The sequence below is a fragment of the Parabacteroides sp. FAFU027 genome (assembly GCF_022808675.1).
Lineage (GTDB): Bacteria > Bacteroidota > Bacteroidia > Bacteroidales > UBA7332 > CAXXIC01.
Genome location: NZ_JAKZKV010000004.1, coordinates 371,532 through 393,883, shown reverse-complemented (window position 1 = coordinate 393,883; position 22,352 = coordinate 371,532). Strand labels below are relative to the sequence as shown.

Annotated in this window: 12 protein-coding genes; all 12 read right to left on the bottom strand. The window is 42.0% G+C overall.

Annotated features, from left to right (window positions below):
• Positions 1 to 921 precede the first annotated feature (921 nt).
• A complete protein-coding gene (locus MLE17_RS08795; RefSeq protein ID WP_243348408.1) occupies positions 922 to 1,137 on the bottom strand; it encodes a hypothetical protein in 216 nt (71 codons plus the stop codon).
• 639 nt (positions 1,138 to 1,776) lie between these two features.
• Complete coding sequence (locus MLE17_RS08790) at positions 1,777 to 2,448, bottom strand: hypothetical protein (RefSeq protein WP_243348407.1); 672 nt, start codon at positions 2,446 to 2,448, stop codon at positions 1,777 to 1,779.
• Positions 2,449 to 3,217: 769 nt separating this feature from the next.
• Positions 3,218 to 5,131 carry an RICIN domain-containing protein gene (locus tag MLE17_RS08785; protein WP_243348406.1) on the bottom strand — a complete coding sequence of 638 codons (1,914 nt, stop codon included), beginning with the start codon at positions 5,129 to 5,131 and terminating at the stop codon, positions 3,218 to 3,220.
• Positions 5,132 to 6,050: 919 nt separating this feature from the next.
• Positions 6,051 to 6,824: a T9SS type A sorting domain-containing protein gene (locus MLE17_RS08780; RefSeq protein ID WP_243348405.1), complete on the bottom strand. Its 774-nt coding sequence runs from the start codon at positions 6,822 to 6,824 to the stop codon at positions 6,051 to 6,053.
• 368 nt (positions 6,825 to 7,192) lie between these two features.
• Complete coding sequence (locus MLE17_RS08775) at positions 7,193 to 8,827, bottom strand: alpha-galactosidase D (protein WP_243348404.1); 1,635 nt, start codon at positions 8,825 to 8,827, stop codon at positions 7,193 to 7,195.
• 160 nt (positions 8,828 to 8,987) lie between these two features.
• The gene (locus MLE17_RS08770) at positions 8,988 to 10,556 is read right to left on the bottom strand and encodes a glycoside hydrolase 43 family protein (RefSeq protein ID WP_243348403.1); all 1,569 of its coding nucleotides are present in this window, start codon (positions 10,554 to 10,556) and stop codon (positions 8,988 to 8,990) included.
• A gap of 50 nt (positions 10,557 to 10,606) precedes the next feature.
• Positions 10,607 to 11,143, bottom strand: coding sequence for a DUF3237 domain-containing protein (locus MLE17_RS08765; protein WP_243348402.1), 537 nt, complete (start codon positions 11,141 to 11,143; stop codon positions 10,607 to 10,609).
• Between the two features lie 9 nt (positions 11,144 to 11,152).
• Positions 11,153 to 12,715 (bottom strand): carboxylesterase/lipase family protein, encoded by a 1,563-nt coding sequence (locus tag MLE17_RS08760; RefSeq protein ID WP_243348401.1) that lies wholly within the window; start codon positions 12,713 to 12,715, stop codon positions 11,153 to 11,155.
• 30 nt (positions 12,716 to 12,745) lie between these two features.
• A complete protein-coding gene (locus MLE17_RS08755) occupies positions 12,746 to 14,338 on the bottom strand; it encodes a glycoside hydrolase 43 family protein (RefSeq protein ID WP_410795617.1) in 1,593 nt (530 codons plus the stop codon).
• 160 nt (positions 14,339 to 14,498) lie between these two features.
• The gene (locus MLE17_RS08750; protein WP_243348399.1) at positions 14,499 to 15,200 is read right to left on the bottom strand and encodes a hypothetical protein; all 702 of its coding nucleotides are present in this window, start codon (positions 15,198 to 15,200) and stop codon (positions 14,499 to 14,501) included.
• A 127-nt stretch (positions 15,201 to 15,327) separates the two neighbouring features.
• Positions 15,328 to 19,698, bottom strand: coding sequence for a family 43 glycosylhydrolase (locus MLE17_RS08745; protein WP_243348398.1), 4,371 nt, complete (start codon positions 19,696 to 19,698; stop codon positions 15,328 to 15,330).
• A gap of 31 nt (positions 19,699 to 19,729) precedes the next feature.
• Positions 19,730 to 22,198, bottom strand: coding sequence for a glycoside hydrolase family 95 protein (locus MLE17_RS08740; RefSeq protein WP_317236628.1), 2,469 nt, complete (start codon positions 22,196 to 22,198; stop codon positions 19,730 to 19,732).
• Positions 22,199 to 22,352: the final 154 nt, after the last annotated feature.

The window sequence follows — 22,352 nt, the reverse complement described above, 5'->3', positions numbered from 1 at the left end:
CCCAGTCCTCCCGGATATACCATAGAACAGCGGTGTGCGTTAGCGAGATTTGCAATCTCGCTTTTTAGTACTATAAGGATCTGTGATCCGACAACAAATATATATCTATTTTCGCATTTCAAATGCTTATAACAACCAAGAGGCGGATCACCGATCTCGCCCCGACAGCACATCATTTTTCTACGGCTTCATATCCGGTGGGACGGGAGCGATATTCATCGTGGAGATGAAGTCGTTAAAACCTCACACATCAGCCGTTACTAAGAATTGAGGCAGCAGGTACACGATTATACCCACCGCATCAATCTGATACTTCGCCTATTTCAGTCGGAGACTGCCCTGATTTTAGGTCCAAGTCCCCGCTGCGCTCAGACATTGAACCAGATACAGACTGCGATTAATTAGACTCGCGCGAAGAGGGGCAACGGGAGATCCTTCAACAGAGATTGTATCTTGATTTTCAATGTTCAATTTTAAAGTTATTATTGATTACCTTTTTCCAGTATGATCTTATACTTCTTATTTCATTTTTATTTATCACATATCTTTTTGCCTTTAAATCATACCTCCATTTAAGGTTGTTGTAACAATAATTTATAATACTCCCTTCGGCATTATAACTACAAGAAAATGAGCCATTTTGCGGTTCAAAAATATGTGTAAGTAAAACATGGATAGTCACAGTTTTGCTATTTATAGACAAATGATTGAATAACTTACATATCAAAATTGAATCATTATACCCGAGTTTGTTGATTAAAGAATCATTCAGTGCTATCTGAACAAAATAATTAGTTGAAACTTGAAATGAAGTCCAATCAATCTTATTTATTTGTCCATCTATCAAATTCTCTTTATTCTTAGTTTGGGAAAAGCAAAGACTAAAGAACATTATACAAAGTATTAAAACTCTTGCTTTCATCATTTTACATTGTTTGTTACACTGCCAACGCTAATATTCCCATTAGTAAAGATAATAGTTACGACTTTAGTTTGTCCTTTAAAAGTAACGGGAACTGTTATTGAACCATTCGGATTTATTGTTGCGCCACCACTTGTTGTACCATTTATTTTATTTTCATTAGGTATACCTGTAATGAAGTGTGCAGAGTTCGGTTTAACTCCATTAACTTGCATACCCCAGTCCTCCCGGATATACCATAGAACAGCGGTGTGCGTTAGCGAGATTTGCAATCTCGCTTTTTAGTACTATAAGGATCTGTGATCCGACAACAAATATATATCTATTTTCGCATTTCAAATGCTTATAACAACCAAGAGGCGGATCACCGATCTCGCCCCGACAGCACATCATTTTTCTACGGCTTCATATCCGGTGGGACGGGGTTATTACGATCTAATCAGCGGTTAAAAACCGCAGCACCTCCAGTCCTCCCGGATATACCATAGAACGGCGGTGTGCGTTAGCGAGATTTGCAATCTCGCTTTTTAGTACTATAAGGATCTATGATCCGACAACAAATACATATCTATTTTCGCATTTCAAATGCTTATAATAATCAAGGGGCGGATCACAGATCACGCCCCGACGGCACCTCACTTTTCTACGGTTTTATATCCGGAGGGACGGGGGAGTCTCTTGCTATCCGTGAGGCTGGCATCTGATTATGACGAAAGCCGAGCTTTTGCCAAACGGCATTACATATTACGTTAAACCCGGCACCAACACATTCTCAAAAAAAGCTCCTGCTTTTCACGATTGCGAAAGCAGGAGCTTATTCTCACTTATGTTATTCAAGCCGTCTGACTATTGGCTTATTTAAGTACACAAACTTTTTGGTTGTTTACAATATAAAGTCCAGGTTGCAATCCGTTAATTGCCTCCGATTGTTTTACGGCCTTACGGATCAAATCGCCGGCAATGCTATATACATTAACTGGTGCATCCGGATTTTCAGCTTTTGTTGTAGTTACACCTGATGATGTTGATTGTGTTTTTAATGCAATATAATTTAGTGTAACCGGAGTATTTGATGGTGTTCCATCATAAGTAAAAGACCAATGTGATGAACCATTGTAAAAAACTATACCACCAAGCCCGATAAAACCATTTGCATCTTTGTATTGCTCCAATGGAACTACAACTGTAAGGGTTGACGAATCGGTCGGAAGAGTCACTTTTAATGGATCTTTTGCCCCACCATTTATTGCAAAACGTATAACCACCTGATTTCCTCCATCCGCGGCATCAAAGGTCATTTTGAAAACCATTTCTTTGTAATTCGACAGATCATGATCTTGTAAAGCCCCCCAACCAGAAGCTGGACCGACAAATTGGAAACTAGTACCAGCAGCCACTTCGTGTGGACAAACTTCTGTCTCTTTATTCAAATCATATATGGATACATATCCGGTCGGTAGATCCAATGCAAAAGAAGATGAAACACACAACAGAGTAACGAATACTGAAAGTAAAATCTTTTTCATAAATACGAATGCTTAAAAGGTTGATAATTAATAATTGACATTGACAAATGTAACATTACACCAATCTTCATCGTATTTAAAAATAGATATTTGATTATCAATTACAAATATACTTGACTACGAAATCAGAATTCCTCCGGATTTTACTCCCGCCCCCCGTATTCTGCCAATAAACTGCCAAACAGCAACAAAACCGCACTCAGCCATTCTATCCCCAAGATGCCATAGCCTATCCGTCAACAATTCTACAATTATCAATAGCCGCAATATACCGTTAAGCGTGGCTCTGTCTTCGCTTAAAAAAAACGAAACTCAGGCTTGCATATCATTCGTAAGCAAACATAAACAATCATCTGAAATACCAGAAAGATACTCCAGATTTTCACGGAGGTCGCCTTTCTGAATATTGCTCCGCTACTCTTACCAGCTGGGACGTTGACTTCTAACAATGGCGACAGCAGAGCTGTCGCCAAACTACCTAGCGACCATTACACGTTACATCGAACCGGAGGGAGACAGTTATCTGAGAATCAAAAAAATACCGCCCAGAACTTCTGTTTTGAACGGTATTATTAGCAAAGCTTGTTAGGGTGTGTCGTAAATACTCACCTTATTTCTCATCTACCTCTTTTGGTGAACTATTGAAAATGTAATGATAGAGGTATTCCGGCTAAATAAAAACTCATTAAAAAGTTTCACGCAAGATATATCGAATAGTTAAACCCCGACCATGATCAAAGACCTTATCAGGGCTTAACCCAACGAAATTTTACCGTACGATTAATTTTACCTCAGAAGTCTTCTCGCCACATTTTATCTTTACAATGTAAATTCCTGCTTTAAGGGCTGACTGTATGTAGTTATCCCCTGCATTTAAGCCTTCCCGTTCATATACCTTCTTCCCCTCTATAGAATAAATACTTAAGTAGGAGTCTTCATCATTTACATTTTGCAATGTGATGGTAAAATTACCACCGACTGAAGGGTTCGGGAAAATCACAACAGAAGAGGCCGGTGTTGCATCAACCCCTGTAGTTATCATTGCAGATTTTAGGGTTGTTTTGTAATTAAACTTATATTTCTGACACGATGAGGCAATATAATCGTAAAGTTGCATTCCCTGCGAACCATCCATATTGCAATAAGGAATATCCCAACCGCGGGTTAGCCCCTGACCGACCGCCACCTTTGACAACACCTGATAATAACCGCCTCCAAGACTGGTGACTTTCCATGCCTGAGCGTCATTATTGTAATAATCCCACAATTTGATTTGTGTCCCATTTGACGGATTAGCGGTATAAAGATCGATACAACGATTTGTAGCGCTTGCCATTGAGACAAATCGCCAGTAACCGTTTCCAGCATCTATTGCTTTCCATTGCTGTGCACTTGCTCCATTTCTATCCCAGGGGCGAATGACAGTGCCATTGGCATCAGTACCGTTATAAAGATCAAGAACTTTACCTGGGTCTGTCTGGATTTCGATCTCGTAAACCCCATTATTTTCGAGGCTGCAAGCCGAAGCAGGTGTATTGGAAGTCGCATAGGCCTTGAACCAGGAATAAACCGGATTTGCACACGCCTCCGGATCATTATTGAAAGCTATGCCTCCACTGGGATCACCATTATTGATAAGGTCTTCCGGCATAAGGACATTCCAGCTAACATTTCCTGAGGCATCTATCAACTGTTTCAACTTATTACCAAAACCAGAGGTAAGACCGCCTTTTCCAAATACGCCATATTGCGTTGGAGCCCAGTCTGTTTCGGTAATAGCAATGGGGGCAATATTGGCTACAGGGGCTATGTGAGCGTTCCATGCATTTTGATAATTGGCAGCATCATTGAGCCCTACTCCCCAATAACCGGGATAGACATGTACCGCATAACCAATATTATTGCCGGTAACCGGATTATTAGCCAACCCTCTATAGAGCGATTGATAACCTAAACCTGGAACCCAAACTACATTATTCGCTCCATTGTTCCGTATCAAGTTCACAATCGGCTGGAAAAAGTTTTTCAGCGCATCGTAATATTTCTGGTCGTCGTTACCATATGTTCCATCAGATGCCTTTATGACGACCGGTTCGTTTGCCAATTCAAACATCACATTTGGTGCGTTCTTCAAAGCCGAGTTCTGTGATAGATAAGTCCATACAGTGACCAGATAGTTGTAATAGGCATCGTTTGCAGCTATCGTTTGCGGGCAAACACCCGGTGGACGAAGAATTACATACATTCCCCTGTCTCTGGCATGGTTGATAAGCGGGATAATGACACTGTTTGTGTATGTAACCAACCTGTTGTAGTTGAATTGCGAAATATCACTTTCACCGGTTGTTGAGGTCCCCGGGTTATTAGTCCAATAGGGATCGATATGAAGTCTGATATAATTTAGATACCAGCCTTGAGAGGTAGAAGTAAGCTTATCCATAACAGCATTATTATAGTTTAAGCACCCTTGAATATCATAATTATCCCAACGGCATGTTCCACTTGCACATCCATTAAACCAAGGGCTGGGGGTTATAGCAACACCATGCAAATTAATATTATTACCACACGGGTCTTTCAAATATCGCCCCTCCACGTGTAAAGCAGGTAATGGCATCCCAGGCCACGCAAAAGTTGTAAAAGGAATTAGTCCTAAAACAAAGATCAAAACCAGTTTTTTCATTTTTCTCATGTTTTACTTTAGATTTAATATTAAACAATAGCAAAATGAACCATGAATGATTATCCATTAAGGCCAGGTTAAGATAAGTTCACCACTGTAGATGACCAAGTTCCAAATATACCGTGTGTAATTGGAGACTAATTCCAATTACAGATATTTGATTTTTAATTTTAAATATCTATGCAGGCAATAAATCAATATAGGAAGCTTTTTAGAAACTAATCCCTGGTTACCCATAGCCTATCCCTTTAATAACCGCAGTCTGCCATTAAGCGTATGGCTACGCCTACGCTTTTTTAATAACCCCTCGCCCCGTCATATATCTACCGTAGGAATTAGCGGAACCGTCGATGGGATTTGCAAACCCATCTCCTTTATACTAAAAGGATTTGCAATCCGAAAACAAGCTATTCCGCTCTAAAATTAAGCATTTCAGCAATGCTTCGAATATTCTTTCGGATTTTAAATCCTTTCCTGTACATCACTTTTCTACGGTTTTATATCCGGTGCGACGGTGGCCATTCCATCCCCCAGATGCTATAGCCTATCCATCAACAATTCTACAATTATCAATAGCCGCAGTATGCCGTTAAGCGTGGCTCTGTCTTCGCTTAAAAAAAACGAAACTCAGGCTTGCATATCATTCGTAAGCAAACATAAACAATCATCTGAAATACCAGAAAGATACTCCAGATTTTCACGGAGGTCGCCTTTCTGAATATTGTGCTATTGCTACTCTTACTAGCCGGAAGGCTGGCTATCGGCAAACCACCTAACGACCGTTTACTCGTTATTTCGAACCGACAGGGAAGGGAAATGACTAACCTGTGATAATTTAAAAAAGATCACCCGGTGTAGCATTTTACTACACCGGGTGAAAGCGCTACCACTGATAAAACTGTTTTATTAAACTACTATATTATTTTTCTATCATCAGCTTCTGAGTAGTGTTGCCTACTTTTAACAAATAAGCTCCAGCCTTGATATTTTCCAATGAAATTGATTTGCCATCAATAACAGATGAAAGAACCAACTGACCTGCAAGTGAATAAATCGTCACCGCATCACCCACTTTTCCTCCATTAATAAACACAAAATTTTTCGCAGGGTTAGGATAATAACTAATGCCTATTTGGGAAGCACCTTTTATTCCTGCTGCTAGCTTATTCGTCAAAGAAAAATTGTCAATATAAATTTTAGTTCCTGAGTCTTTGCCATTTAATTCAAACCAGAACAAATAATTCATAGTTTTAGTACATCCAGACGTTGTAGTCAACGAAAAATGTTGAGAATCGGCAGTCAGGTTTAATGTCTGGCTTATAATCTCAGTTTGCCCTTCGTTACCATCTGTATTTAATTTTACAGGAATTGAAATCTCACTGCTGGCTTTAGCATCAAAAGAGACAATATACTCATCGCCAATATTTGCAGGGAAGGAATATCCAGCCACATTTTCGAACCAATTCCCCACATTATCAGCTATGTTAATTTCCAAAGCATTTACGCCTGTTAGCGTTGATTCTGTGTTTATCGAAAGTGCCGCATGCTGAGCCCCCCCAATAAAATTCGCGACTCTCCATCCCGAAGGAACATCGCTGGAACTTTCGAAATCATCACTGTAATTTTGTGCTTTCACACATACTAAAGACATTAAAGCAAATAATGCCACAAACAAAGAAGTTTTCATTTTCATAATTAATAAAATTTCATGTTAGACATAGTTCAGCGTTATCAGTTAACTATAGTAGTTTTGTCTAACAAAAGAAGTAAAACTGCCTATTTGCGAATACCATTATCAGATATTAAAGTTATAATTTTAGATAAATAGAGATTATTATCCGGAGTATGAATAATATAATAGGTAGATGTTCAAAAAAAGGATGTTATAATCCAGAATAAGCATAGAGTGCAAAAAAGCAGCAAGACAGTTTATCTTTATATCAAAAAGATAACCATTCCGATCCGGTTATACCACTTCATCACCCACTAAATACAGAAAGCAGCTTCAGACCTTTTTTCTGCTGAAACTGCTCTCTGCATTTTTATAATGAATCGGATAAGTTATCTATTCAAATCAATCTCAATCTTGTCTATATCAGGAGCCATTCCTGTCGGATTTGAAATGCGAACCACATTGTAGCCTTCTTTCAGTTTAACCGGAATAGTAACTTTAGCTGTAGATTTTGTGCTGCCTGAGTTCAGGTGGGATAGCTGAGTATCGATACCATTTACAGAAAGGATAGCGCTGCGGTTTTCAGCGGAAAGATACCAGAGGGTCAGCGTGTATTTTCCGGACTTTTTCGCATAAATATCTCGGAATTCAATAAAGTTATCGGCATAGCCGCCGATGTTAATCACTTTGCCTCCCCCTGAACATGTGACATCCGACACTGCTTTGCCCTGATTGGGGATGATCGCACTGTTATTGGTCAGGTTGAAATTATTTACCCACGCATATTCGGCTTCAAAGTGCTCTTTAAGCTTTGTCTTTCCGGCTGTCACTTTAATCAGGGATATGCCATGTCCGGGCAGCGTAACGGTGTACACCGAATCCATCACACCCACATCTGTACGCGCCCATAGGTCACGCACCTTAGCGCTACCCACAATATTCAGATCTTTCCATTTGACAGAAATCGTCGCCGGATTATTACCCTGATTAAACAATGCCACGGCAGACTCTTTACTCTGCCGGTAGTAAAGGTTCTTAGCCCATACCTGCACACTATCCTTTTGCGAGATAAGTTGCGCCTGCAATCCTGCCGGATCCTGATTTACAGCGATCACTTCCGGATTGGTAAGTATGGCTTTTGTTTCAGCGGTCATGTGCTCCATATCATTACCCAGCACCAACGGAGAAGATAAAATACACCACATGGAAAAATGGCTTTTATCCTCTTCTACCGTCATTCCACGCCCCACTTCGAGCATATCCATATCGTTGTAATGGCCCGGACTGGAATAAGGAGCCAGATATTTATTCAGGTCAATAATACTCAGGATGCTGCTCCATTTGGGCTTAGAACCCGGCACAAAGTTGATATCGTGCGACATACGCCACGAATCGGCAATCTTCGTCACCCAGGTACCCGGAAACTGCCAGCGACAAACGTTGTAATTAATATCGGGCCGGCCCGTATGATCAATAGCATTCCGGATTTCCGTGTAACGGGTCTTTTCATCCAGCTTTTGAGCTAGGCCTCCACAGTAGTCCACTTTGAGGAAATCAAAGTTCCACGTCTTGAAAAAGAGATCGGCATCCTGTTGGTCATGTTTATAAAGGCCGCCCCCTACCCCGCCGGGCTGTCCACTGTACTGCGAGCCACAGGTATTCTCCCCCGCTTCGGAATAAAAACCGGCCTTTAGTCCTTTTGAGTGAATATAATCGACCAAATGACGCATACCGTTAGGAAATTTGATCGAATCTATCCGCAAGGTACCATTGGGATATCGTCCATTGAAAAAACCATCATCAATATTGAGGTAATGAAATCCAGCAGCTGCAAGCCCGGAAGAGGCCATCATGTCTGCCTGTTTTTTGATTACGTTTTCATCGATCTTCACCCCAAACTGGTTCCAGCTGGCCCAGCCCATCAGTGGTAATCGGGGGAGCTGCGATTGAGGATTAGTTTTTGTTTGTGCAATTGCCATTGAGCCGAAAATAGTAAGGGTCACTCCAAGTAACAGCTTTTTCATACGTCATTATTTATTTTTGTTTTGGCTACGTATGGAACTCGCATATAATGTCATCTACTCTGATGAACATTAGTTCATGCTTGTTTCATAGTTAGATAATTAAATAAAAGAGCACCCTTTGAAAAGAGTGCTCTTCTGATTGTTATGTTTTTAAATAGGTTTATTTTGAAGATATCTTATCTGAGATGCGAAAATAATCGAAATCGGCATATCCACCTACGTTTTGTGTTGCATAATTAAACAAGCCGAAGCGATAACCCATAAAGTGTTCCAAGGAATATTGCATGTGCAGCGGTCCTCCAATTACATTCCACGATTTACCGTCAAGGCTATAGAAGAATTTCGCAATGTCAACCCTGTTTCTGAAGTCACATTCGATTTTAAGATAAACTTTATTCTGAGAAAGAGGAATGCTTTGCAGTTCTGTTGGTTTGTTGGATTCGCCGCTAACCATGAATAAATATCTAGCTCCGTCTTTCACTTTTACACCGACCTGTCCGAATTTCCATTGCAAAGCGCATAACCCGGCGTAATCTCCATTCTTCATTTTGGACACATCGACTAATGTAGTTCCTGAGCATACTGGTCCGATGGTTCTTTGAGTCAGGGTATTTCTTGATTTGAGGAAAAGAGAATCCAGGCGACCTGTTTTCAGACGTAAATATCCGGGACGTTCGGTTACCGACCACAATCGGTTATCTGGATTGTGATTCCACTGCCAAACCAACGGCAATGCAGGTTCCCCTTTTTTACGGGTAAATTCGTCGGAGTTGACAATTCCCGGGATCAAGCCTTTACTTGCGGGCAGATCAAGTGTTTCTGGTACTTTTCCATTTACACCCAAAACCGGCCATCCATCTTCCCATTTAACAGGAACTAAATAAGGAATGCGACCTACAGCTCCATAATCACGGAAGAGATAAGAAAACCATCGTCCGTCAGGAGTATCTATCAATCCCCCCTGAGCAACCCCCAAATCTTTCAAACCCAGGCGACCTTCGTAAGGGCCAGTAATCTTATCAGCACGGTGTATTACTACTGAGCGCATACCATTTCGGGGCCAGGTGATATTAAACAGGTAGTACTTTCCTTTTATTTTGAACAGTTGCGAACCCTCTGCAGGTAATCCTATCGGACCTGCCGGAGCACTGGCATTATCTATGATTACCTGTTCGGTACCCGGTTTTATTCCTGAAAGATCCTCTTTGAGCTCTACCAGATTAATTTTACCACTGCCAAAGACTAGATAAATACGTCCGTCTTCATCAAAAAGCAGGGAGTTATCATGATAAGAGGGACCAAACGATATGGCTTTCCATGGCCCCTTTTCAATATCTTTGGTCGAATAAATGTAGGTTTTACCGGTGGTCTGGGCAAAAGTACTCACGTAATACCGTCCTTTGTGGTAACGTATGCTACTGGCCCACGAACCTCTTCCATAGGTGCTTTTCCCGTTCACCAGATTCATTGCGTCAACATCGGCTAACGTATCATAGGCATAATTCACCAACCTCCAGTTTACCAGATCTTTCGACTTCATAATCGGTACCCCGGGACTCATGTGCATGGTTGTACTGGACATATAGTAAGTATCACCCACCCGAACCATCGACATATCGGGTACATCCGAGTAAATAAGTGGATTTTGGGCTTTGGGAGTCTGCGCTTGTAAATGCCCGCTCAGGCATAGTAGCAAAACAGATATTCCTAAAACAATTGTTTTTCTCATAATTAATTATTGATTTTAATGGTTTATGCTTCAAGACAGATGTATAAGCTTTACAAAACCTTATACACGCTAATAATCACATACGGCTCTTCTCCAGGTTTTAACACAGGCATCGTTAGCGTACCCAGAAATATGGCATGGTTCAGATAATCGTAAGGGCTTTTTGTTGGCGCTTCTAAATCGATAACCGATTTGCAGTAAAAAGCCCTGCTCTGAGTATCGGTGTGCATCAATGCCTGATTAATAACCTGAATGACATGACCGTCATCGGTTTTCAGGAGGTAGCGTGCATTCAACTCGGTATCGCCGTCGGGACGAACCAATTGCCAATCTTCGCCTCCGGGCAACACTACCCCTTTAATTTTAGGGCCGCTGAAAGTGCCTCCCGTTATTGGGATCACCCGCCTCACTCCTCTTTTACTTTCTCCGACATTAATCATGCCGCTAATTTTCACCTTCGCATCCCACATAAACTCGGTCTTGAAATCTTTGAACAAAGAATCAGATTTAACCGAATTGCTGTGTTGGGCATTGATGGTTTGATAAGCACATAAAATAAATGCCGCTATATAAATTAGTTTTTTCATCTTTCAGAATTATTTTGCCCAGGCTTCACCTTCCGGGCTTCTTCTCCATTTAAAATAATTATCCAACACTTTGAGTGACTCCAGACTTGGAACTGATCCAACGTGGGGTGTTTGTTGCAAGTACATTACCGAAGGTTTTCCCTCATTAAATGCCGGCCATTCTACACTGCCTTTGCCGTTCGGGGTACCATATTTTGCAAAGTTTGTCCAATAAGTTCCCATGGCTTCCGATATTGCAAGATCCGATTTTGTAGTTTGAGGATTAGATGGATCAAGAAGCATAAACACGTAGCCGACATCCTGTCCGTGTGGGGATCCGAAGCCATAACGAGGCGACTCTTTCGGATAATCGGGATGTTGGTCGAAATAGTACAAAAAGGCTTTTGATTTACCCGTTTTTGTCTGAAGGCGAGCCCAACTCCAGGTATGCCAGCCAAAGGCAGCATCACGAGCAAGGTCACGGGCCGTTTTAGGTACCGAGTTTTCTGCTGCCGGATAAGCTTTTATAAGGTCATCGGCAAATTTCCCGTAGCGTGCTTTTACTCCTGCGATATAATCTTCAGGGTTTCTTTCGTGCGAGAAGCTGGCACCCTCATCAGAGTTGTAGCCAATAAGCACCGGCACATCGTTGTATTTGCCGGCTTCGTACAACTTATACTGATCGTCGGGAATTACAACGCCGTCCACAATCGGCCAGCCACCAGGCATTCCGAATCCCATAGGAAGTTTGTCGGCTTCAATTTTCCGCAACTCGGCAAGTGATGTCACGCCGGCTTTCTTCATATAATTCTCGCCTTCGGCTTCCGCCTGTTTGAGTGTTTGCATGTTTTCTCCCGGAAAAGAGACCAAACGGGTAGGTCCGAAAGAGCCGCCGCTTTGAGAGATTGCTCCCTGAAAAAGGCCTTTTGCCAAAGGCGATGCGCACAGCATGCTGACTGAAATAGCTCCGGCAGACTCTCCGAAGATGGTAACTTTATCCGGATCACCGCCAAAGGCTGCAATATTTTTCTTAACCCATTGCAATGCAGCTATCTGATCGAGCAAGCCGTAATTACCGGAAACGTGGTTTGGACTTTCGGCACTCAATTCGGGATGAGCTATAAAACCGAGCTGGCCAACACGGTAGGCAATACTAACCAAAACAACTCCTTTTTGCGCCAGCTTTTCACCGGAATAACCCGGTTCTGAAGTAGATCCGAAACTAAATCCGCCTCCATAGATCCATACCAGTACCGGAATTTTGTCACCTGCCGATTTCGCAGGAGTCCATACATTCAGATACAAGCAATCTTCGCTCTTTCCTGATGGAGTGTTTCCTCCCTGAAAAGGAGCCGGAGCAAATTTATCTGCTTGTTTTACGCCTTCCCAGCTTTTTGCCGGCTGAGGAGCTTTCCAGCGAAGATCTCCGACTGGCGGAGCGGCAAAGGGAATTCCTTTGTAAACCGTCAAGCCATTTTCATAAATACCCTGAACAAGACCTTTGTCTGTTTTTACCGGTGCCGGTTGTTCTGCCTTACAGTAGTTTGCTACAACTGTAAGTAACATAGCTATTAATAATGTTCGTTTTTTCATGATTAGTTTGTTGCTGGATTATGAATCTTCCTATTCAAATTTCTTATAATGGAAAAAGTCAACATCCACATAACCACCGCTTGATTTAGTGGCATAGTTAAAAATGGCAAACTTCGTTCCCATAAATAATTTTCTGTAATCGAATATCATCTTGAATTCCAATCCAATCGGCATCCAGGTCTTATTATCCAGACTGTAATAGAATGTAGCCAGATCTTTACCCGGATTAAAATCACCGTCGATACGCAGATAGATCACATTCTGAGTCAAAGCAACTCTTGCTTTTTCTTCAACAGCAACGTTAAGAATCGCTTTGCTTTTATTGTCCAGATCAACCACATTCGTTGACATGGTCAGGTATTTTTTATCGCCTTCCATTTTCACGGACAAAAGGCCGGAATGACCATTAAATGCACTAAATCCGGCAACATCTCCATCTTTCATCTTAGACAAATCCAGAGCTACGACACCACTGCATTTGGGACCTTCCATCCGTTGAGTTATGGTATTGTGAGCTGCATAAAGATTGTCGGCCAGTTTATTCGTTTTTAATCGTAAATATCCTGGTCGTTCGGTCAGTGACCAGGCTTCATCAATCGGATTATGATTCCACTGCCAGGTGATTTTGAGTTTTGCCCCGCTAAAATCATCACTCTCGACAATTCGTTTGCCTGTATCATATGGTTTCAACGGAACCTTTCCGGTTAAAGGTACTTGACCGTTAGCATCACTCAACATTGGCCATCCGTCCTCCCAGCGAACAGGCAGCAAAAGAGGTACACGACCTACAGCTCCACGATCCTGAAATACAAGTCCGTACCAGTTGCCCTTTTCGTCATCTATAATGCAACCCTGACCCACATACGGGAATCCGCCAAAGGTCGACTGCAGAATCACTTTCTTTTCGTAAGGGCCTGTAATCTTGTCAGCCCGGTAGCAGACCTCACGACGAGGTTTACCATTTGGCCATGAAATCATCAACAGATAATATTTACCATTATGCTTGATAACCTGACTGCCTTCTAGCAATCCGGTCTCTTCAGAATCTCTTTCAAAAATCTTCATATCTACGCCATCAGGCTTTACATCCGAAAGATCACTCTTCAACTCTCTCAGAGATCCGGTGCCGGAAAAAACATATACCCGGTCATCATCATCGAAGAAAAGTGAAGCATCATGAAAATGCGGTGTTCTGGAAAGCACCTCCCATTTTCCGGCAGGATTGGTAGTGGTATAAATATAGGCTCTAAAGGGATTGTCATTAGGGGAGAATAGCACGTAATATTTTCCTTTATGGTAACGGATAGACGAGGCCCATTGCCCACGCCCGTAAACAGTCCCATCAACTAAATCATATTTGGGAGTATCTTTAAGTTTGTCAAATACGAAGCTAATTGGCTCCCAGTGAACCAGGTCTTTCGATTTCATAATAGGGCCACCTGGCATCAGGTGCATAGTGGTGCTGATCAGGTAAAAATCACTGCCTGCTCTTGCGACAGACAAATCGGGCACATCGGCCCACATGATAGGATTGGTAAAAGGAGTACTGCTCTGTGTCGATGCTTGCTGCTTAACAGCTTTCGATGCGGGTCTGTTTGCCGCTTTGCATACCAGGACAGCCATACTTATAAAAAGTATCGTACTGACTGTTCGTAGTTTTTTCATGTGCATGTTTTTAATTTATAGATTATGATACGGACAACATCAAGGAAAGAATGCAGACAACGCGAGAACTAAAAATCGCATGCCTGCATTCATCTGTATTCATTTAATTAAGTCTTTTTCATTTAACCTGAAATGAACTAACTGTCGATATGGAACTGTTTCCGGCTTTGTCGGTCGTAACCACCTTCCAGTAATAAGTTTTACCACTTGTAAGCGTCTGTGTGGTGGTAGCAGATGTGAGGGAAGATGTAACAAGCGTCGATGCATCTGTATTATCGAGGTAAAAAGTATAACCTGCAATGTCGTTATCCGAATCACTACCTGTCCATTGGAAGGTAACCTGTACTGTAGCTGCCCCATTGGCATTGATTACCGCTCCTGATGCCGGAGCTGTCAGGTCAGCAGGGTTAGGCGCATACTTGCTGGCGGGCGTGCCCGAAAGATAAAATTGCAGGGTATCACTGCTCGTGCTACCACCGCTGTTGATAGCCTTCACACTCCATGAATAGTACGCATTGATATCCAGTATCGCATTACAGGATAAACTTTTGACAGTCTGGCTGGTAGTAGTCTGCGTATTCAGGTTTGTGATGTCTATGCGATAGCTTTCGGCATTGCTTGCCGCTTTCCATGAAAAAGAGACTGAGGATGTTTTCCCTGCAATGACTGTTGTTCCCTGAATGCAGGTACTTGTTCCTGACGGAGACAATAACGCTATTGCACCCGGAGGAAGCACTTCATCTTTTTCATCACCGCCACAACCGGCAATGAATAATGCTACTATAAAAGCAATTGTTGCGAATAAATATTTTGTTCTCATTGGTAAATTGAATGTCACTTGGTTGAATATACTTTTCTTATTTTCTTCCAATGGAACAAGCGTTATCCCCTAATATGATAAAATAGTGAAATTGCTTGTTCCATTGAATAATTCATTTCTGGCAATCTTACTTCTTCACCATTTTTGCCGTACCGTTAATGGTGGAACCATATACCCTTACCGTATAAATGCCGGCAGGTAAAGCTGTCGCATTTATGTTGATTAACCTATCAGTTTGCACAGATAATAATTGTTTGTAGAGAATGCTTCCACTTAGCGTAACTATTTCCACAGTCACCTTCTCTTCTTTTCCAGGCACACCAATGGTTATCGGGCCTTCAGTCGGATTTGGATAAAGAATTATCTGACCGTTTTCATCTACAGAAACAGTCTCTTCATAAATACCCTGACAGGTTTTATCCGTGCGGATACTGATGCGGTTTTCTCCTTTTCGCAATGGTACGTCCACTGACGCTGAACGTGTTACAAACGTTTTATTATTTACCGAAATGTAATAATTCTCTCCTCCGGCTAAACTATATTGGGCAACGCTGTTTGCCGTTTTTACCTTTTGAACAGTTAACTCTTGCGGTTGACTGATTACTATTGAGAAATTCATCTGATAACCGGATAATGAAGCAGATGTGATATTGATATTATATGTACCGGCTGCCAATCCATTGAGACTATACGAACTGGAAGCAGAAGAGGTTTTACTATAACTACTTCCCGTAACTGTAACGGTATAGTTGAGTGGCTGAGCAAAGATTATACCGATAGTACCATCATTACTTTCCCGACAGCTACAGTCGGTAGCTTTCACCTGATAGTTGCTATTACTCATTGTAAAATTGGCGACCAATGAACGGGTTGAACTCACCGTAAAGGTATAAGTAGAATTCGAAGAAACAATGACGCCATTTTCAGTCCAGTTGGCGAAGGTATAACCTGTTGCTGCTGTTGCAGTTACAGTACATGATGATCCTTTACTGTAAATACCGCCTCCTTTAACCTTTCCTCCGGATAACAGATTTGACGCAATGGAAATTACAGGGTCGGTAGCCAATGGTTTTGAGTAATCACTGTTGTTGGTTACATAAACGTCGCTGATTACAATTGGTGAGTTACCAACTGACCAAATACCTACAATGTAAATGTGTGATGGATCAAATTTAGTGGTCGTAGTCGTACTTGTTTTGTAGGAATTTGCAAGATTGATAACCGCTTGCTTGGTTGAGCCAAAATCCACTAAAGTAGGTGTTGACCAATAACTGCTTTCATCGTATGCCCTCAAAGAAGCACCGCTTGATGTTGTGCTGCTTAGTTTTGCCACCAGATATTTATAATTTGATAAATCCAAACCGGTACTATAATTCCAACCACCAAATCCATATTGACCTGTAACCAACGTCTTTGTTGTAGCATTGAACGTTCCGGTCGCGTAAATCGAAGGATTAAACAAATCGCTGGTCAATGGGAAATAGGTTGAATTGACATGAATAGATAACGTCTTCGCATCACCCATACCACCTTGGTAGGAAACCGTTAAAGTCGCTTCACCATTGTTTTTTGCCACCATCTGTCCGTTTTTGATAGTCAGGACATCCGGATTGGAATTGGTGTAAGTGGCACTGAGGGTAACATCCTCGGTATGACCATCTTTATATACAGCAGTAATGGCAAAGCTTTTAGAGCTACCCGTCAGCAGATTTAAATCCGTCTTATCCGTTTTCAGATTGGTCAGTGTCAGTGTCTCTTCACTGTATCCGGTAAATGAATTGTCAAAAAAGGTATCTTCCGAGAAATCTTTCTCGGTTGAGAACCAGTCCACATCTACATAACCGCCTAAGGCTTCGGTTGCATAATTAAAGATACAGAACCTGTTCCCTACGAAAACCGACAGATTATATTTCATATCCAGCGTACCCACCTGAGTGAAGGTTACATTATCAGTGCTATAATAGAAATCAGCCTTATTGGTATTGTAATTAGCAATAGCCCTGAAGTAAACGATACTGTCTGTAATAGCCGCTCCGGTCTGTTGTGTCTGGGTGCCGGTATTCAACCATACTATGTTCTTTTGACCGTTTGTCATTTTCACACCAATGAATGCATACGGATCCTGAAAGACTGCTAATCCGACTAAATCGCCGTTGGCCATATTTTTGATGTGCATTTTCACCGTTCCGTAGGACTGGTTCTGATTAGCTGGAAAACCAAGAATACGTTGTGTAAGCGTATTTTTTGCTTTGGGAAGACTATCCGTTACGTTTGCCGTATATAAACGAAGGAATCCCGGACGTTTAACCAGAGACCACTTTGAGTTATCTGAATTGTGGTTCCACTCCCACTGTGGAGCAAATTTGTAATCACGGAAATTATCATTGGTTGGCAAATAAGTTGCCGGATAGGTTTTGCCTACATTCGGTTTGGTATAAGTGGTAACATCTTTACCGTTTACGCCGACAATAGGCCAGTTGTCAACCCATTTAACAGGTTCTAACATTGGCAATCGGCCATATGCTCCCTTATCGGCAAAAAGTATAGTCCACCATTCGCCGGTCTGAGTCTGTATCAAAGCTCCCTGATGAATGCGGTTACTATTGAATACCTCTTTTTCGTCATAAGTACCAAAAATAGAAGACGACCGGTAGCAAACCTGTGTGGCGTAATAACCTCCGGTAGTTGCATAGATGTAGTAATTGCCATTAATCTTGTACAGGTGGCTGCCTTCTGTTCCGGTATTTACGATTCCCGATTGTACATTACCCAGAGTTATGGCTTGGTCTTTAACCACGTTAAAGTCATTATCCAATTGGGCTATATGCAGGTTATTAATTCCATAGACGATATAAATCTTATCATCATCATCGAAGAATAGCCCCGCATCATAGAATGAGGACGATAATTTCTTTTTTGTCCAGGGACCTGCAGGATTTGTAGCGGTTAGCAGATAACTGCCTTCATCCAGGGTATTGAAATGGAGGTAATAAGTACCTTTGTGATATTTCAGGCTACTCGCCCACTGTCCATGGCTGTAACGGTTGCATCCATCCAGATTATAACAGTTGGTTGATTCGATTTTGTCCAATGGATTACTGCAATATTCCCAGTTTACCAGGTCTTTCGATTTCAGAATAGTAGCACCGGGGAAATTATGCATAGTAGTAGTGGACATATAATAAGTGTCTCCGACACGGATTACGTCTGGATCAGGAAAATCACCTAACACCACCGGATTGGTAAATGTACCATCCCCATTATCACTATGCGACAAGTTGGTATATTCGGGGTGAGGATAATTTACACTTGCATAGTTCTGAAACCAGTGATAAGCAGCCCACGGACAGGCTTCAGGATCATTAAGGAAGGTGTAGCTTTCGCCAGCAGCAGGAGCAACATCTTTAAACTGTGCCATCAGATTTGCATCTGTAAAAATCAACCAGCTCACATTACCGGTTTCGTCCATGATTTTTTTGAAATTGGCGCCAAATCCGGTTCCTCCGGCGGTACCGGTCAGCCCTTTACCCCACGAAGAGTTATATTTTGCATCGGCCCAGTCCATCTCGGTAACCATAATTGGCGCGAAATCGGAGACCGGTTTGATTTCGTCATCCCATGCAGCCTTAAAACCGTCATATCCGTTGATGGTCGATGTATTTCCACCATCCTGACTACCAAACCAACCCGGATAGACATGTATGGCATAACCGATATTATCTCCTTCTATTGGATTGATGGCAAATCCCTTGTATTTCGCCTGCCATCCCAATCCTGGAGCCCAGAGTATATTTGAGCAGCCGTTGGCTCGCATCGTATCAACTACAGGTTGTAAGAACTTCTTCAGGTTATCGAAATGGCCTTGCGAACCACTACCGTAATCACCATTAGGACCAAGAATTCTTACCGGTTCATTGGCCAGCTCAAACATGATGGCCGGATTATTTTTCAGTTTCGGGTGTTGCGACACGATATCCCACACTTTAATCAGGTATTTATTATACTCGTTACCAACGGATATGGTATCCGGACAAACACCGGGAGGACGCATAACAACATACAGTCCTTTCGAAATGGCATATTCAGCCATGGGGATAAATACCTGATCCAGATAGGTTCTAAATCGGCTCTCATCAAATGCCGAAATATCATTTTCACCTGTAGTATTTACCCCCGGTGTATTGGACCAATAAGGATCCATATGTAAGCGCATGAAATTCACTTTCCATCCTGCAGCTATAATCCCATCAATCTTACTTTTGTTGTAATTCAAACATCCCGCAACATCATAGTTTGTCCATTTTGTACCCTGTTCATTGAACCATGGACTGTAAGTTTGGGCAAAGCCGTGAAGATTTACCTTATTTCCGTGAGAATCTTTCAGATAACGACCTTCGATATGCAGCCGTGGCATTGCACTTCCCACCCAGGCATGCATATTCAAAGCCATTGCCAGAAATGAAACCGAGAGTAAGAGCCTAGTCAATTTTGTCTTCATGTAAATTTTATGATGTATGAATGGTTTATTATTATTTTCTGATAATCGTGTATGTTTTACCGGCTTTAGTTGGCAAATCGTATAACCAGGTCTTCTTCAGATTTACAGGTTGAAGCTTTGCCGAAGCTGAGATAAGAGACGTTTTCACCTTAACGGTTTCAAAAAAAGGATTTGAATTCTCTCCTGAAGCTGTAACCATTGACTTTCCACCGGCCAATTTAACTTCATTGGGTACCCGCAAACGGCAATTTCCTCCCAGATTGGATTTAATGACAATTTTCTGTACCTGATTATTTACCCAGGACACACTTACCTCAAAACCACCATATGATTTCAAACCGGAGATACTTCCCTTTTTCCAGTCATCGGGCAATGCGGGAAGAATATCAATAGCGCCATCGTGGCTTTGCAACAGCATTTCGGTAATACCAGATGTGCAACCGAAGTTTCCATCAATCTGGAAGGGAGGATGCGCATCGAATAGGTTGGGATAAGTACCTCCGTTATTACCGGAGTTTACCGGATCGACCAAAGTTAATTGATCTGTAATCAGGTTCAGTGCATGATTACCATCCAACAATCGCGCCCAAAGGTTGATCTTCCACCCCATCGACCATCCGGTAGAGACATCACCTCTATGAACTAAAACAGTGCGTGCTGCATCAAATAGTTCCGGGGTTGCTTCCGGCGTAATCTGATTACCGGGGAATAATCCATACAGGTGGGAAACGTGCCGGTGCTTATTTTCCGGATTATCCCAGTCCCCCATCCACTCTTGCAACTGGCCATATACACCAATATGCATCGGAGGCAGACGGTCGAGTATTTTCTGGAACTCAGCCATAAGGTCAGAGTCCTTCTTCAGCAATTTTGCCGCTTTGATGGTTTTGGTAAAAAGGTCAAACAAAATCTGGTTATCCATGGTCGTCCCGGCAGATAAAGCGCTGCTATGTCTGTCAGGAAAGTTCTCCGGAGAGATCGAAGGGCTTACCACTAACCATTTGTGCGTTGGCTCTTCGATCAGGAAATCCTGATAAAATTCGCAAGCAGACTTCAACACCGGATAAACCGATTCGAGGTATTTCAGGTCGCCATTATAGAGATATTTTTCCCACAAATGCTGCGACAACCAAGCACCACCCATAGGCCACAATCCGGCATTGGCAAAATCGACTACGCCACAGATGCGCCAAAGGTCGGTATTGTGATGAGCTACCCAGCCGTCACAACCATACATGGTTTTAGCTGTCTGTTTTCCGGTCTCGGAAAGTTCTTTAATCATTTGGATCAATGGCTCATGCATTTCCGACATATTACATTTCTCAGCCGGCCAGTAGTTCATCTCTGTATTGATATTGATGGTGTATTTACTATCCCATGCCGGATAAACGCTTCCGTTCCATATTCCCTGTAAGTTGGCAGGCTGGCCACCGGGCTGAGAAGAGGAAATCAGCAGATAACGCCCAAACTGGTAATACATCGAAACTAACGCCGGATCATACTTTTTGGAAAAATTCTGAATGCGGACATCGGTAGGCAATTTTGCCGCAGGAGATATACCCAAATCAAAGCCTACACGATTGAAATACTTCTGAAAAGCCGCAACATGACTTTTTAATATTGAAGAGTAAGGTTTTTTCTCTACAGCAGAAAGATAATTGGCACATTTCTCTGTTTCATTGGTTGACAGCGTTTTGTAATCTGTGAAATTCGTAGCAATAGATACCTGGATAATGACCTCATTGGCATTGATCACGTTGATCTTATTTCCCTCTATAGCCGTTGTTCCGCCAGTATTGATAATTCTGGCCCGCGCATCAAATTTCACCTGCCCCGTTACGCCTTCATGAGTTGAAGAAAGTCCGGTCATTTCGAGTGTTTGGGCATCCAGTGCTTTTGAAGTTTTTTGCAATGGGCCGTCGAAACTTGTGGTGAATGTCAGTTTTCCCGGCTTGTCAGCGGTGAGTCTAATGACGATCACCTGATCCGGTTGGGAAGCAAAAACCTCTCTTTTGAAAGTAACTCCGTCCACTTTGAAGGTGGTTGTAAAAACAGCTTTTTCAAGATCGAGCTCCCTGTAATATCCGGTATAGTTTTTATTCCCATTAAACGAGATATTCAAATCGCCAACAGTCTGAAACATGGAGCCATGCAACTGTTTTGCTGTAAGACCACGATTTGCAAGCATATCAGCACGTTGATAATCTTCTTTGAAAATGTAATAACGTACGGAATCAAGAACTGATAATCCGTCCGGATTATCATTCCGGGATGGTCCACCAGACCAAAAAGTGCTTTCGTTTAATTGGAGTTTTTCATTGGAGGGATCTCCGAAAACCATTGCAGCCAAGCGGCCATTCCCAATAGGTAAGGCTTCGTTCCACACCTTCGCAGGTTTATCATACCACATTTTGAGCTTACCACACTGTTGTGCTTTACCATAAGAAATGCAAAAGCAAAAACAGAGGGCTGTTAGAAGGATTGAATTTGATTTTTTCATATACTAATTTCAAGGATATAAGACTTCAAAATTAGTCACCTTTAACAGCATGAAACTTTCAAATATAGATTCTTAATTTCCAGAATTGGGTATTTATTTGATTTAAGAGAAAAACGGAAGGATATTGTAGAAGGGTTTTACCAATAGGTCACGT